The following is a 14,721-nucleotide window of genomic DNA, read 5'->3' as shown; positions in this document are numbered from 1 at the left end:
CCGACTCCCGGCAGTAGCGTCGGGCCGCGTGCTCGGGGCGTCCGAGGGTGACCTTCCGTTCGGTGTGGACCGGGCGGACACCCGGGGCACGTGCCGCGTGCAGCGCCTTTCCGATCACGCCAGGAGAGAAGAGTTGTCCGACCCCACGCCCCACCGGGCCCGAAGACTGGTGCTCGACCGGGAGCTCCAGGAGTTTCTGGACGCCCGCGCCGGAGCGGCGGCGACGGAACTGCCGGACCTCTCCTTCCTCGCCCTCGACAGCCTCGCGAGCGTCGAGCCGGACGCCGACCGGGAACCGGACGATCCGTACGGCACCGAGACGGAGTGGCTCGTCCTGCCCTGCGGACCGACCGGTCGGGTGCGCGTCCAGGTGACCAGGCCCACCGGCACCTCCGAGCCGGCACCGGTGGTACTCCTCCTGCCGGGCCTGGGCTGGTCGCTCGGCGACGCCGCCTGCTACGCCCGGATGGTGCGGGACTTCGCCCTCGGAGCGGACGCCGCCGTCGTGTACGTGGACTACGACCGGGCGCCCGCGGCGCGCTATCCGGTGGCCGTCGAGCAGTGCTACGCGGTGGCCCGCTGGATCCACGAGCACGGCCGCGCGATCGGGCTGGCGGGGGACCGGATCGCCGCCGTCGGCGACTCCGCGGGCGCCAACCTGGTGGCGGCCGTGACGCTGCTCGCGCGCCACCGCGGCGACGTGCGGCTGCTGCACCAGGTGCTGCTCTGCCCGGTGACGGACGCGGACTTCGACACCGCCTCCTACCACCGGTTCGCGACCGGGTACTTCCTGCACCGCGCGCACATGCGCCGTTTCTGGGACGACTACCTGCCCGACGCGTCCCGCCGGACCGAGGCCACCGCGGCGCCCCTGCGGGCCACCCTGGAACAGCTGGCGGGGCTTCCTCCGGCCCTCGTGGTCACCGCGGAGGCCGACGTGCTGCGGGACGAGGGCGAGGCCTACGCCGCCCGGCTCCGCGCGGCCGGCGTCCCGGTGGTATCGACCCGCTACCAGGGGGTGATGCACGGCTTCCTGCTGGTCGGCGCGCTCCATCCCACCGGGACCAGCCGGGCCGCGCTGATCCAGGCCATGGACACCGTCCACATGGCCCTGCACCGCCGGCCCTGGTGAGGCGGCGCCGTCGGAGCCGTTCCGATGACCCGGCCGTGGCCGTCGTGGTTGACGCGCTCACCAGGGGCGAGACGCTTGCGCCGTGCTTCAGGCCGTGCTTCAGGCCGTGCTTCAGGCCGCGCTTGGAAGGGGCTGGTGGGCGGAGGGCGGCGGGCTGCTGCGCGTTTCGTGCTTTCCGGCCGGTCGTCGGAAAACACGGCGGCGGAACCATCCGGAGCGCCGGAAGTCGTTGACGTCGAAATCCGTGTGGCCCACGGCACGCTCCGTGCGCCCCACGGCGCGCGGTGTCGCTCGTGGCCGGGTCCGCGGGGGAGATTTCCGGTGGGATGTCCCGTCCTGCCGGGAGGGCCCGGTGGCGTGCGGCGCGCGATCGGCACCTCAAGTGAGCTGGGACGTTGGAGGGTTGGCGGGATCGGCAGCGGGGCGTGGCGGCCCCGGAGTCGGCTCCTCCGAAACCCGGGGTGAAATGTTCGCCCGTTGTGGGCCCCGGCCTGCTACAGTCGGTATCAGTTGCAGTAGTGGTTCCCATGAACTTTGTGTGCGCCTGCTGATGTTTCGCAGGCGCATTTTTGTTTCCCGGCTCTTTCCCCGGGTGGGTGCTCATCGCGGCGACTCGAAGTCCGCGCCCTGCGGGTTTCGGACAGCCCATGAAGGAGATTTTAAATGGCTAATGGCACCGTGAAGTGGTTCAACTCGGAGAAGGGCTTCGGCTTCATCGAGCAGGAGGGTGGCGGCCCGGACGTCTTCGCCCACTACTCGAACATCAACGCCAACGGCTTCCGTGAGCTGCTCGAGGGCCAGAAGGTCGAGTTCGACGTCACGCAGGGCCAGAAGGGCCCGCAGGCCGAGAACATCCGCCCGCTGTAGTTCCTGCTGCTCCGGCACCCGCCCGGCAGCGAGGGGCCCGCACCGAGACATGTTGCCCGGTGCGGGCCCTCGGCGTTTTCGGGCGCCGTCGAAGCGCCCCCGGTCGGGCCGCCGGCCCCGACCGTCGGTGGCCGTCACCGGATGGGCGGGACGCGCGCCGCCGCGTTCGGGCCGACGTCCGACCGCCCGCGGTGAGGGTTCGCGGTCCAAGGCCCTCCACGCCCGCCCTCCGCGGCAGGCTCCGCCCACGGGCGAGGCGTCCCACGGGTCCGCCGTCCACGTTCCGCCCGCCGCGTCTCCGGCCCGTTCCCTTGCGGTCTCCTCCGGCCCCGTGCCGCAGAGCCTTCCTCGTGACGCGCCGCCCGAAGGAAGGTCTTCCCGCATGAACCGCTCCAGTCGCTCCTCGTACCGGAGAACCGAACCCCGCTCCGGGGACGGTTCCGCCCCGCACGCGTCGGGCCCGGCCGACGGCCGGCGGTCCCGCGGCCGGGGCCAGGGCCGGGGTCCTTCCCGGGTCCCCTCCGTCCCGGACGAGTTCGCGATGCCGGTGAGTACGACCCCCGCGCTGCCGCCCGTCGAGGCCTTCGACGAACTGGACCTGCCGAAGGCACTCCTGTCGCTGCTGGCCCGCAAGGGCGTCACCGCTCCGTTCCCGATCCAGGCCGCGACTCTGCCCAACTCGCTGGCCGGCCGCGACGTGCTGGGCCGGGGCCGGACCGGCTCCGGCAAGACCCTCGCGTTCGGCCTCGCCGTGCTGGCCCGCACCGCCGGCCGGCGTGCCGAGCCGGGTCGCCCGCTGGCCCTGGTGCTGGTTCCCACCCGCGAACTCGCCCAGCAGGTCACCGAAGCCCTCACCCCCTACGCCCATGCGGTGCGCCTGCGGACGGCCACCGTGGTGGGCGGGACGTCGATCAGCCGCCAGGCGTGGATGCTGAACCGCGGCGCCGAGGTCGTGGTGGCCACCCCGGGCCGGCTCAAGGATCTGATCCAGCGCGGTGACTGCCGGCTGGACCGGGTCGGCGTCACCGTCCTGGACGAGGCCGACCAGATGGCCGACATGGGCTTCCTTCCGCAGGTCACCGAGATCCTCGACCAGGTCGCCGACGGTGGACAGACGATGCTGTTCTCCGCCACCCTGGACCGCAACGTCGACCGCCTGGTGCGGTGCTTCCTGAAGGACCCGGTCACGCACTCGGTGGACCCGTCCGCGGCGGCGGTCAGCACCATGGAGCACCACGTGCTGCAGGTGCACAACGCCGACAAGAGCGCCACGATCGCCCACATCGCCGCCCGCGACGGCCGGGTGATCATGTTCATCGACACCAAGGACGGAGCGGACCGCCTGGTCGACGCTCTCCTCGCGCAGGGGGTCAAGGCCGCCGCCCTGCACGGGGGCAAGTCCCAGCCGGAGCGCACCCACACCCTGGAGCAGTTCCGCACCGGCGGGGTGACCGCGCTGATCGCCACCAACGTCGCCGCGCGCGGTATCCACGTCGACGGCCTCGACCTGGTCGTCAACCTCGATCCGCCGACCGACCACAAGGACTACCTGCACCGCGGCGGACGCACCGCCCGCGCCGGCGCGTCGGGCACCGTCGTCACGCTGGTGCTGCCCAGCCAGCGCCGCGCGGCGGCCCGCCTGATGACCTCGGCCGGCATCGTCCCCGTCACCACCAGGGTCCTCGCCGGCGGTGAGGAACTCGCCCGCATCACCGGTGCCCGCGTCCCCACCGGCGTACCCGTCGTGATCGCCGAACCCGCCTTCGAGCGCCCGCGCCGCAACGCCTCCGGCATTCGCCGGCCGGCGCGACCGTCCCGCCCGGGCGGGCGGCGACACCCGGACGACCTCCGGCCGTGACGAGCGCGGACACCGCGGCACCGGCGAGGCCCGCAAGCCCGTCCAGCAGCACGCGGTGGATCCGGCGCGCCCTGGACGGGGCGGGTCGCGCTCCTACCGGAGGCTGTCCATTTCCCGCGCCGGCGCGACCGCCGGAGCCGCCTCGGCCGCTGCGGTGGGACGCATCCGGGACGCGACGACGAGCGTGAGGACGGTGACCGCGGCCATGGCCAGGAAGACGTCGGAGTGGGCCGCGCCGTGGTGGCCGGAGAAGAGCGGGTTGATGGCGTCGCTGCCGCTCTGCCGCCTCGCGGACACCAGCACACCGAACACGGCCGGGCCGGTACCGGCCCCGAGGAACTGGGCTCCCTGGAGGATCCCCAGGCCGACCCCGACCTGCTCGGGGGGCAGTTCGCTCGCCGCGGAGCCGATGACGGTGGTCATCACGAGCATGAAGCCGATGCTCAGCCCAAGGATCCCGACACCGGCGAAGACCACCGAGGAGCCGCCGGCGAAGGACGAGAGGAACAGCGAGAACAGCCCGATGACGCCGAGCCCGACGAGCACCAGGACCCGCGCGTCGACGCGGCCGGCGAGGCGTCCGATCCACGGCGAGAGGAGCGCGGTCACGACGCCGGCCGGGATCATGACCAACGCGCCCTCGCCCGGGGTGAGTTCGTCGACCTCCACGAGCAGCAGCGGGACGAACACCAGACCGCCGAGGTTGACGACCATCGCCAGGAACGCGACGAGGACGCCGGTCCGGTAGACGCGGTTGGTGAACAGCGACGGCGGAACGAACGGCTGGTCGACCCGAACGGTGCGTACCCCGAAGACCACGAGCGCCGCGACGGCGACCAGCAGGCTGCCCCAGGACAGCGGGTCGGTGAAGCCGGAGACCTGCGCCCGGGTCATGCCGAACAGGACGAGACCGGCTCCGAGGCCGAGGAGGACGCCGCCCGGGAGGTCGAGCCGGCCCGAGCCCCGGGGAGCCTCGTCCGGGAGTACCCGCAGGGCCGGGATCAGCAGCAGCAGCGAGACCACGAGCATGCTCCAGAACAGCGCGGGCCAGCCGAGTGCCTCCCCGATGCCGCCGCCCAGCGCCGGCCCGGCGGCGGTGCCGACGCCCGCACCGGCCGAGACGACGCCGATCCCGACACCGCGCCGCTCCGGCGGCAGCAGCGTCGTGACGGCGATGATCGACAGCACCGGGATCGCGGCCGCGCCGATGCCCGTCACGATCCGCCCGGCCACGAGCGCGGCCAGGTTCGGGGAGAGCGCGCAGATCAGGCTTCCGAGGGCGTAGGTGAGGAGCGCGAACGCGAAGAGCCGGCGCAGGCCCACCCGGTCCGAGATGCGGCCGTACAGGGGGATCCCGACGGAGAACATCAGCAGGAAGCCGGTGACGACCCAGGCGAGTTCCGCCTCGGAGGCGCCGAACTCGGACCCGATCGTCGGAAGCATCAGGTTGACCATGTCGCTGGCGGTGACCGTGGCGAGGATCGCCGGCATCAGGACGGCGAGTAAGCCCCTCCCCGAGCCGGTCCGTTCGGTCGGTGTCGACGTGGAAGTCATGCGAGGCCGCCCTCCGGGTGACTTTCTGCCACCATGATGGTTGCAGTTAGGGTAAAAGGACGGCGGAGGCAGTGCCTCCGCCATCGGTCAGCTGGTGGCGCGTTGCGCCGGCTCGCGCTCACTGGCCAGTACTTGCCGGACGAGGTGGGCGATCGTCGTCCGCCCGAGCCGTTCCTTCATGGCCCGCTCCGCGTCCTGGAATTCCGCCTCGAGCAGCTTCTGCATGTTCCGCCCCACCTCGCACTCGGCGCTCGGTGGATGCGGGTGCCGTGACAGGATCGGCCCCGTCTCCACCGCCGCGTACGCGTCGTAGAGCGTGATCTCGCGGGCGGGCCGGGCAAGCGACCAGCCGCCGTTGCGCCCCTCGGTCGACGAGACCAGGCCGGCGTCCCGCAGGCTGCCGAGGAGCCGCCGCACCAGAACCGGATTGCTGGCCAGGCTCTCCGCGATCTCCGCGGAGGTCAGTGAGTGGTCCCAGCGCCCCAGCATGGTGAGCGCGTGGACCGCCACGGCGCTCCTGCTGCTGATGCTCATGGTGATGACCCCTTTGCGACGGCCGCCTCGCCCATCCAACTGCAACCACGCTAGTAGCGGTTTGATTCGGGTGTCAATCCGTCGCGGGCGTGGGGTGGGCGACGTCCCGTCGGGTGGTGGCGGTCAGTCGCTCCAGGGTGACGGCAGGGTCGGAACGGAGGCCGGGAGTGTCCGGCTGTACGGATGCCGGGGGTTTGACGGCTGATCCCCAGGCGAGCTCCGAACCCCCCGGGTCAGACCGCCCGGCGGTGCACCCACCACAGGGCCGCTGCGGCCAGGAGGAGGGCCAGCAGGAGCATCCAGCCGGCTTCGATGTACTGGAACGGCCAGTAGCGGTCGGCCGGTTGGTAGACCTCGTGCGCGGTGAACGCGCCGTCGCGCAACAGCGCCCGACCCTGGGCGTAGGTGTCGACCTTGCGATAGAACTCGTCCGAGGTGTACCGGTTGCCCGCCACGTCCGAGAACCAGACGGAGGAGACCCAACTCTGGTCCGTAGTGACCTGGTTGAGAGTCTGGACGGTGCGTTCCATCGGCGGCAGGTAGTCGAACCGCACCGCCTCCGCCACGAACGGCACCGCCACCGACACCGCCAGGGCGATGCCGATCGCGACGACGGTGCGGCGCAGCACCGCGCCCGCGAGGACGGCCACGGCGAAGGCGAGCAGCGAGCGGGCCACCATGACCGGCGCCCCCTGGACGAAGAGGTCGCGCCCGAAGCGGCTGCTCTCCTTGGCGAGCGGCGCGTTCCACCAGGTCAGCACCAGTGCGAGCAGCAGCGACCCCGCCGCCAGCGCGGCGCCCGCGACGGCCGTCACGCCGGCCGTCCAGCGGAAGCGGCCGGCGCCCTGCGTCCAGGCGAAGCGGAAGGTGCCGTGCTCGAACTCCCTGGCCAGCAGCGGGCCCCCGAGGAAGGCGCCGAACGCGCCGCCGAGTACGTAGAGCATGCTGTCGCCGACCTGGAGCGCGGCGCCGTACTTCCGGAGGAAGTCCTTCCACATGGCGACGCACTCGTCGGACGCAGGGTCGCAGGTGTCTGCCCCGGTGGCCGCCAGGCCGTCGTGCACGTACCAGCCGTGCGCCCACAGCAGGGCGCCGAGGGCGGAGAGGACGCCGAACAGGGTCAGCAGGGCGGTGCGATGCCGCAGGGCGGCGGCCTTGGTCACCCCGAGCGCGGAGACGCCCGGAGTCGCGGTCAGCGTGCTCACGCGCGCAGTGCTCCTTCGGCGGTAGGGACGGCCCCACGTGGGCCGGGGAGGGCGGAGGCAGTGGGCTCGCGCAGGTAGGCGAGCACCAACTCCTCCAGGCCGACGCGCTGTTGGCTCCATGATCCGGAGACCGGGGCGTCCGCGCCGCCGGTGCGCACCAGCAGGTGGGACTGCGCTCCGGCGCGGCGGTCGCGCACGACGGGCAGTCGGGCGGCCACCTCCTCGGCCTCGGCGGTCGGGCCGGTGAGCAGCCGGTGGCCGACGAGCAGGTCGTCGACCTCCCCCGCGACCTGCACCCGGCCGCCGCCGAGCACGACGAGGTAGTCACAGGCCTGTTCGAGCTCGCTGACGGCGTGCGAGGAGAACACCACCGAGAGGCCGTCCTCGGCGACGGCCGTGAGCAGCGCGGCCATGAAGTCGTGCCGGGCGAGCGGGTCGAGTGCAGCCAACGGCTCGTCCATCAGGAGGAGTTCGGGGCGCTTGGCCAAGGCCAGGGCCAGCGAGACCTGGGCCTGCTGGCCGCCGGAGAGGCGCCCGTACTTGCGCTCGATCGGGATGCCGAGGTCCGCCATGTGGGTGCGCGCCCGGGCGTCGTCCCAGCGGCGGTTGAGGTGGCGGCCCATCGCGAGCAGGTCGCCCACGCGAAGGCCCGGGTAGAGTGCGGCGTTCTGGGCGACGAAGGCGATCCGGTCCAACGCCTGCGGGGAGCCGGGGAGTTGGCCACCGAGGACGTTCATCGCGCCCTCGGTGGGCAGGGAGAGCCCGGCCAAGAGGCCGAGCAGGGTGGTCTTGCCTGCGCCGTTGGGGCCGACCAGCGCCACCACGTGCCCGGCGGGGATCGCCAGGTTGCAGTCCTTCAGGGCCCAGGAGCGACGGTAGCGCTTGCCGATCCCGCCGCAGTCGATCACCGTGTCCCTCGCCATCAGGCCACCACCCCGTTGCGGCCCTCGCGCAGGTCGCGCAGCGCGTCCTCGAACACCGCGACCATCCCCCCTCCGTCCAGCCCGGCGGCCTGCGCCGAGCGCATCCAGTCCAGCAACGCCCGCCGCAGCGCGGCCCGTTCGCGCAGTGGCACCACCCCGGCGGGCAGCCCGCGCACGAAGGTGCCCTGGCCGCGCCGACCGGCGGCCAGGCCCCGGTGCTCCAGCTCTCGGTACGCCTTGAGCACGGTGTTGGGGTTGATCGCCAGGCCGGCGACCACCTCGCGCACCCGGGGCAGCCGGTCCCCCTCGGTCAACCAGCCCATCCGCAGCGCCTGTTCGACCTGCTGCACGAGTTGCAGGTAGGTCGGGACGCCGGAGGCCGGGTCCAGGCGGAACTCGATGGGAGAGGGCTGGTCAGCACCTTTATCTAGTTCCATAGGTAAAGAGATAAGCGGCTGGGTGACGGATCGTCAAGTCAAGAAAGCGCAAAGGGCCCCGCCCGGCCCGCCACCGGACACGGTTGGTGACTTCGGGGCCTGTCGTGACGTCGGGCTCCCAAGACTTGGGGCGGTAGGCGGGGTTCGCCGCAGGACAGGAAGTCGGCGAGTGCCGCGTGGCCGTGCCGGGTCGTCAGGTAGTGCTCGCCGCGGGCGACGACGCGCTCGCGGTCAGCTGCCTCGACCACGCCCTGGACCGCTGCCCGCCCGGGGAGCCCGAGCGGGTCTGGCTGGTCACCCACCGCCTCCGCATCCGCGACAGCCTCGGCACCCGCGCCCATCGTCGCCGCCCGGCCGTTACGGGCTGACCCCGGCGGGGACGGGCAGCGCCGGGGCGAGTTCCCGCACGCGTTCCAGCGAGCGGATCTTCTCCTCGACGTCGGTGACGTTGCTGGTCACCATCAGCTCGTCCGCGCCGGTGCGCTCCAGCAGGTCCGCCAGCGCCCGGCGGACCTCCTTGGCGTCACCGACCGCCTGGGTGCTGAGCAGTGCGTCGGCGGCGGCCCGCTCGGCCTCCGTCCACGGGTACGCCGCCGCCTCCTCGACGGTGGGCAGCGGCGCGAGCGGCGAGGCGCCGTTCAGCCGCAGCACCGGGAACAGCGCCGGCGCCGCCAGCCGGCGCGCCTGCTCCGAGGTCTCCCCGCACACCGTGTAGGCGGTGACGATCGTGTGCGGCCGTTCGGCCCGGGCCGAGGGCCGGAAGCTCTCCCGGTACGCCCGCAGCGCCTCCTCGGTGCCGCGGGAGTTGAAGAAGTGGTGGGCGAACGCGTACGGCAGCCCGCGCCGGCCCGCGTCCACGGCGCTGCGCACACTGGCGCCCAGCAGCCACGGCCGGGGCGGCCGCGGCGGCTCCGGCAGGGCCTCCAGCCGCTGGTAGACGTGCCCGTCCGGGAAGCCGCCGTCGACGAAGGCGAGCAGTTCCTCCAGCGCCGCCGGGAAGTCCTCGTCGGGCGCCCGGCGCAGCGCGTGGGAGAGCAGCGGGTCCGCGCCCGAGCGGCCGATGCCCAGGTCCACCCGGCCGGGGAACAGCGCGGCCAGCGTCCGGAAGGACTCCGCGACGGCGTACGGCGGGTGGTTGGGCAGGATCACCCCGCCCGCGCCGATCCGGATCCGGCTGGTCCGCTCGCCGAGCGCGGCCAGCAGGACGGCCGGGACGGAGCCGGCGATCCCGCGCGAGTTGTGGTGCTCGGCCACCCAGAACCGGGTGTAGCCCAGTTCGTCGGCGGCCGCCACCAGCCGGCGGGTGCCGACCAGGGTGTCGGCGGCGCGGCCGGCGGAGTCGATGGACGATATGTCGAGGACGGACAGCGGGACGGTCGGGGAACTGCTGGTCATGCGGGGGTGCTCCTTACTCGGGGTGTCACGCGTACCAGGTGGGGCGGGGGACTTCGCCGTGCAGGAGGTGGCGCCCCACCACCCGGGCGCGCCCCGGGTCGTCCTCGTGCACCCGCCGCGCCCTGGTGTCCCGCCAGTAGCGGTCCGGCCCGGCCGCGGCCCCGGCGCCGCCGGGGCCGGCCGCCCCGAGCGCGCCGGCGGTGACCGCGTCGGCGGCCGAGCCGGCCTGCGCGGCCAGCGCCGCGACCCGGACGGCGTGCCGGCCGCGCTCCTCCTCGGTCACCGTGCGGCGCCGGGCGTGCAGGGCGTCCGCCTCGGCGCCGACGGCGTCGGCGAACGCCTCCACCGCCCACAGCGCGGAGGCCAGGGCGCCGAAGTGCCGGGCCGCGTCCGCGGCGGCTGCCTCGGTCAGCGGCGCCTGCGACCACTGCTCGCGGGCGTGCCGGGCGGCGGCGTCCAGCGAGCCCCGGGCCGCGCCGATCAGCGCGTTGGCCCGGGCGAGCTGGAAGGCCGGGGTGAGGAAGGTGTTGTAGACCCGGGGCACGAAGGTCTTGTCGACGTGGCCGAGCGCCCCGGTCCACGGGATGTTCGCGCCGTCGGCGAGCACGGTCCCGGCCGCCAGCGACCGCAGCCCGAACTCCTCGGTGCCGGGTTCGAAGGACAGCCCCACGTGGTCGCTCATCGCGAGCGCGCTGATCGGGGTGTCGCCGTCCTCCAGGAAGCCCTCCAGGATGGTGATGTCCGACACCGGGTGGCCCAGGGCACGCTCCAGCCGCCCGTGGAACAGCATCTCGTCGCCCGTGTCCCGGATCACCAGGGGCGCCGACCGGGGCTTCGAGGATCCGCTGAAGAACCACCGGGCCCGGGCCGACACCTCGCCGATGTGCTGGATCTTCTCGTCGGTGCCGATGAACTCGGCGATCGACACCCACACGTAGTGGTGGGCCAGCAGTTCGCCGACCGAGGCGTCGGCCGCCGCGACGGTGCGCACCACCCGGAACGCGGTGGACCAGTTCTGGCCGGCCCCGCCGTACTCGACCGGCCCCAACAGGGTCACCAGGCCGGTCTCCTTCAGCAGCCGGATCTCCCGCACCGGCGGGGTGCCCTCGCGGTCGCGCCGGGCGGCGCCGGGTGCCAGCCGCGCCGCGACCTCCTCGGCCCGCCGCAGCCACACCTCGGCGGCCTCGGGGACGGCGTCCGTCGTCGTGTCAGTCATGTCTCCCACTTCGTGACGTGCTCGCCGTCCTGTCCGGCGACGTGTTCGGTGTCCTGCTCGGGGTCGTCGCGGCCGGTGACGTCCGCGCCGCGCGCCCCGCCCGCGCCGGGCAGCCGCAGGACGGCGTCCAGCAGGGCCCGGGTGTACGGGTGGGCGGGGGCCTCGAAGATCCGCTCGGTTTCGCCCTCCTCGACGACCGACCCGCCGCGCATGATCAGCACCCGGTCGGCGACCTGCCGCACCACGGCCAGGTCGTGGGTGATGAACAGCAGGGCGATGCCCCGTTCGCGCCGCAGCCGGTCCAGCAGCTCCAGCACCTGCGCCTGCACCGAGACGTCCAGCGCCGAGACCGGCTCGTCGCAGACCAGCACCTGCGGACGGCCCGCCAACGCCCGGGCGATGGCTACCCGTTGGCGCTGGCCGCCGGACAGCTGGTGCGGCCGGCGGGAGAGCAGTTCGGCCGGCAGGCCGACCTGGTCGAGGAGTTCCGCGCACCGCCGGGCCCGCTCGGCGCGCCGCAGTCCCGGCAGCGCCTCGCCGATGATCCGCGCCACGGTGAACCGGGGGTCCGCCGAGGCGTACGGGTCCTGCTGGACGAACTGGATCGCCGGGCGCTCGGCCCGGCGCCGCCGTTCCGGCAGCGCCGACCAGGGCCGCCCGTGCAGCAGCACCTCCCCGGCATCGGGACGGGACAGGCCCATCGCGACCCGTGCCAGCGTGCTCTTGCCCGAGCCGGACTCGCCGACCACGCCCAGGGCCTCGCCCGCCCGCAGGGTGAACCCGACCCCGTCGAGGGCTCTCGGCCCGTCCGGGGCGAAGGACTTGACCAGCCCGCGCCCGGTCAGCACCGGGGCCACATCCTCGGTGTCCGGTGCCTCGGTGTCCGGTGCCTCGCTGCCCGGTGCCTTGCGCGGGGCCTGGGCGGGACGGGCCGGCGGGCGGCCCGAGGGCACCGCGTCCAGCAGCATCCGGGTGTACGGGTGCTCCGGGGCGGACAGCACCCGGCCGACCGGCCCGCTCTCCACCACCTCGCCCCGCCGCAGCACCAGCACCCGGTCCGCCAACTGCGCCACGACCGCAAGGTCGTGACTGACCAGCAGCAGTCCCCGGCCCTCGGCCTTGAGCCGGCCGAGCAGCGCCAGGATCTGTGCCTGGACGATCGCGTCCAGCGCCGTGGTCGGCTCGTCGGCGATCAGCAGCGGGGCGTCGGCGGCCAGCGCCGAGGCGATCAGCGCGCGCTGGCGCAGTCCACCGGAGAGCTGGTGCGGGTGCTGGGTGCGCCGGGCCTCCGGCTCCGGCACGCCCACCGCCGTGAGCAGTTCCACCACCCGGGCGTCGACGTCCGGGCCGGCGGTGCCGCCGAGGCGGGCCGCCTCGGCGATCTCGGCGCCGACGGTGCGCAGCGGGTCCAGCGCGGTCAGCGCGTCCTGGAAGACCACGGCGATCCGCCGGCCGCGCACCGCGCGCCACTGCCGTTCGCCGAAGCCGGCGGCGTCCGCCCCGGCCACCTCCAGGGTCCGGGCGGAGACCCGGGCCCTGGTGCCCGCCAGCCCGATGAGGGAGCGCGAGGTGACCGACTTGCCCGAGCCGGACTCGCCGACCAGCGCCACGCACTCCCCGGGGCCGACGGCCAGCGACACCCCGTCCACGGCGGGCCGCGGCGAGCCGGGGAACGACACCCGCAGCCCCTCCACCCGCACGAGCGGGCCCGGCACCGTCGCACCGGCGTCCCCGGCCGTCGCCTGCGCCGCGGTCGCTTCCGTTGTCGTCGTCATCGCACCGCCCTCAGCTGCATCGAACGGCCGATCAGCGTGGTGCAGACCACCACGACCGAGACGGCCAGGCCGGGCGCGATCGAGATCCACCAGGCCGTCTGGAGGAAGTCCTTGCCGTCGGCGACCATCGAGCCCCAGTCCGCCTCCGGCGGGACCGGGCCCAGGCCGAGCACGCTGAGCCCGGAGCCCGAGATGATGGCCGAGCCCAGCCCGATGGAGGCCAGCACCACCAGCGGGCCGCCGACGTTCGGCAGCACGTGGCGCAGGACCGACCGCCAGACCGGCACCCCCAGCACCCGCGCCGCTTCCACGTACTCCGAGCGCAGCACCAGCCGGGCCTGGCCGCGCACCAGTCGGGCGTAGTTGGGCACCCCGGCGATGCCGATGGCGATCGCCACGTTGACCGTGCCGCCGCCGAGCAGCGCCACCACCAGCAGCGCGAGCAGCAGTTCGGGGAAGCCCAGCAGCACGTCCACCACCCGCATCAGGGCGAAGTCGACGTGCCGTCCGCCGCAGCCGGCGACCAGGCCGAGCAGCGCGCCGCCGCCCACCCCGATCAGCGTCGCGCCGACCGCGATCAGCAGCGACAGCCGGGTGCCGTGCACCAGCCGCGACCAGACGTCCCGGCCGAGCTGGTCGGTGCCCAGCCAGTGCCCGGCACCGGGCGGGCGCAGCGCCGCCGCGACGTCCGTCGCCTCGGGGGCGTGGGTGGCGAACACCCCGGGGAAGACCAGGACGAGCGCCACCGCGGCCAGCAGGACCAGCGGTGCCAGGCGGGCCGGCGAGCGCAACAGGGTGCCCCGGCGGGTGGCCGCGGCCGGCCGGTCGAGGAGGGCGGTCACGGTGCTCATGCCGTGCCTCCCTCGCGCAGCCGGGGGTCGATCAGCGGGTGGAGCACGTCCACCAGGGTGTTGATGACCACGAACGCCGCGCTGGAGATGACCACCAGGGCGCTGACCACCGGCAGGTCGCGCGAGCCGACCGCGTTGGCCAGCACCCGGCCCAGGCCCGGCCGGGTGAAGATGTTCTCCACCAGCACCGCGCCGCCGAACAGGCTGCCCAGCACGAAGCCGGCCAGCGTGGTCAGCGGCAGCAGCGCGTGCCGCAGGGTGTGCCGCAGCAGTACCGCCGTCGCGCCCAGGCCGCGCGAGCGCGCGGTCAGTACGAACGGGCGGCCGTCGGCGCTCTCCAGCTCCTGGCGGATCACCTGGGCGAGCACTCCGGCCAGCGGCAGCGCGAGCGCCAGCGTCGGCAGCACCAGCGCCGCCGGCCCGTCCGCCCCGATCGAGGGCAGCGCGTGCAGCCGGTAGGAGAACACCGTCAGCAGGATGATGCCCAGCCAGAACGACGGCATCGACACCATCAGCAGCTCGGCCAGACCGGCGGCACCGCGCACCGCCCGGCCCCGGCCGGCCGTCAGGACGGCCGCCAGCACCGCCAGCACCAGGGCGGTGACCAGCGCGGACACCGCCAGCTCGACGGTCGGCCCGAGCTGGCTGCCGAGCAGCCGCTCGATCGGCTCGTTGAGCTGGTACGACCAGCCGAGGCCGCCGCTCGCCAACTGGGCGAGCTCACGGCCGTACTGGACGAGCAGCGGGTCGTCCAGGCCGTTCTCGGCGATCACCTGGTCACGCAGGGCCGGGGTGGCGGCGGCGCCCGGCCCGATCAGTCCGTCCACGATGTCGCCGGGGGCGAGGTGGAGGGCGAAGAACGTCACCGTGAGCGTCCCCCACACCACCACCAGCCCCGCCGCGAGCCGCCGGGCGACGAACCTGGCCCAGGGCGGCACGTGCCGTCGCGGCATGCGCCGGGCGCGGTCGGACAC

14 protein-coding genes are annotated in these 14,721 nt (G+C 74.1%); 4 read left to right on the top strand and 10 right to left on the bottom strand.

The window, feature by feature from the left end; all coding sequences use genetic code 11:
* The first annotated feature begins 133 nt into the window (after window positions 1-133).
* From ABZW10_RS18085 to ABZW10_RS18075, 3 genes are all read left to right on the top strand, one after another.
* On the top strand, window positions 134-1,132 hold the full coding sequence (locus tag ABZW10_RS18085; protein ID WP_355366204.1) for an alpha/beta hydrolase: 999 nt from the start codon (window positions 134-136) through the stop codon (window positions 1,130-1,132).
* 663 nt (window positions 1,133-1,795) lie between these two features.
* A complete protein-coding gene (locus ABZW10_RS18080) occupies window positions 1,796-1,999 on the top strand; it encodes a cold-shock protein (protein ID WP_045694210.1) in 204 nt (67 codons plus the stop codon).
* 382 nt (window positions 2,000-2,381) lie between these two features.
* The gene (locus tag ABZW10_RS18075; protein ID WP_355366201.1) at window positions 2,382-3,857 is read left to right on the top strand and encodes a DEAD/DEAH box helicase; all 1,476 of its coding nucleotides are present in this window, start codon (window positions 2,382-2,384) and stop codon (window positions 3,855-3,857) included.
* A 93-nt stretch (window positions 3,858-3,950) separates the two neighbouring features.
* On the opposite strand, the gene ABZW10_RS18070 is transcribed toward ABZW10_RS18075, so the two are convergent.
* The 5 genes from ABZW10_RS18070 to ABZW10_RS18050 form a co-directional block, all read right to left on the bottom strand.
* Window positions 3,951-5,411 carry an MFS transporter gene (locus ABZW10_RS18070; protein WP_355366198.1) on the bottom strand — a complete coding sequence of 487 codons (1,461 nt, stop codon included), beginning with the start codon at window positions 5,409-5,411 and terminating at the stop codon, window positions 3,951-3,953.
* Window positions 5,412-5,498: 87 nt separating this feature from the next.
* Entirely contained in the window at window positions 5,499-5,945 is a 447-nt protein-coding gene (locus ABZW10_RS18065; protein ID WP_355366195.1) for an Rrf2 family transcriptional regulator, read from the bottom strand.
* 233 nt (window positions 5,946-6,178) lie between these two features.
* Window positions 6,179-7,150, bottom strand: a complete 972-nt coding sequence (locus tag ABZW10_RS18060) for a hypothetical protein (RefSeq protein WP_355366192.1) — start codon at window positions 7,148-7,150, stop codon at window positions 6,179-6,181.
* Window positions 7,147-8,073, bottom strand: coding sequence for an ABC transporter ATP-binding protein (locus ABZW10_RS18055; protein ID WP_355366189.1), 927 nt, complete (start codon window positions 8,071-8,073; stop codon window positions 7,147-7,149). The genes ABZW10_RS18060 and ABZW10_RS18055 overlap by 4 nt, the downstream gene beginning before the upstream one ends.
* Window positions 8,073-8,510 carry a GntR family transcriptional regulator gene (locus tag ABZW10_RS18050; RefSeq protein WP_355366186.1) on the bottom strand — a complete coding sequence of 146 codons (438 nt, stop codon included), beginning with the start codon at window positions 8,508-8,510 and terminating at the stop codon, window positions 8,073-8,075. The genes ABZW10_RS18055 and ABZW10_RS18050 overlap by 1 nt, the downstream gene beginning before the upstream one ends.
* Before the next feature lie 200 nt (window positions 8,511-8,710).
* Between ABZW10_RS18050 and ABZW10_RS18045 the strand changes: the two genes are divergently transcribed.
* Window positions 8,711-8,878 carry a hypothetical protein gene (locus ABZW10_RS18045; protein ID WP_355366183.1) on the top strand — a complete coding sequence of 56 codons (168 nt, stop codon included), beginning with the start codon at window positions 8,711-8,713 and terminating at the stop codon, window positions 8,876-8,878.
* On the opposite strand, the gene ABZW10_RS18040 is transcribed toward ABZW10_RS18045, so the two are convergent.
* The 5 genes from ABZW10_RS18040 to ABZW10_RS18020 are packed head-to-tail and all read right to left on the bottom strand — an operon-like array spanning window position 8,868 to window position 14,721.
* The gene (locus tag ABZW10_RS18040; RefSeq protein WP_355366180.1) at window positions 8,868-9,905 is read right to left on the bottom strand and encodes an LLM class flavin-dependent oxidoreductase; all 1,038 of its coding nucleotides are present in this window, start codon (window positions 9,903-9,905) and stop codon (window positions 8,868-8,870) included. The two genes, ABZW10_RS18045 and ABZW10_RS18040, sit on opposite strands and share 11 nt — an antisense overlap.
* Before the next feature lie 25 nt (window positions 9,906-9,930).
* Complete coding sequence (locus ABZW10_RS18035) at window positions 9,931-11,121, bottom strand: acyl-CoA dehydrogenase family protein (protein WP_355366177.1); 1,191 nt, start codon at window positions 11,119-11,121, stop codon at window positions 9,931-9,933.
* Entirely contained in the window at window positions 11,118-12,896 is a 1,779-nt protein-coding gene (locus ABZW10_RS18030; RefSeq protein ID WP_355366174.1) for an ABC transporter ATP-binding protein, read from the bottom strand. The genes ABZW10_RS18035 and ABZW10_RS18030 overlap by 4 nt, the downstream gene beginning before the upstream one ends.
* Window positions 12,893-13,747 (bottom strand): ABC transporter permease, encoded by an 855-nt coding sequence (locus ABZW10_RS18025; RefSeq protein ID WP_355366171.1) that lies wholly within the window; start codon window positions 13,745-13,747, stop codon window positions 12,893-12,895. The genes ABZW10_RS18030 and ABZW10_RS18025 overlap by 4 nt, the downstream gene beginning before the upstream one ends.
* Entirely contained in the window at window positions 13,744-14,721 is a 978-nt protein-coding gene (locus ABZW10_RS18020) for an ABC transporter permease (protein ID WP_355366168.1), read from the bottom strand. Before ABZW10_RS18020 ends, ABZW10_RS18025 begins: the two co-directional genes overlap by 4 nt.

The sequence above is a fragment of the Kitasatospora sp. NPDC004723 genome (genome assembly GCF_040609255.1).
Lineage (GTDB): Bacteria > Actinomycetota > Actinomycetes > Streptomycetales > Streptomycetaceae > Kitasatospora.
This window is presented reverse-complemented; position numbering and strand designations above follow the sequence as displayed.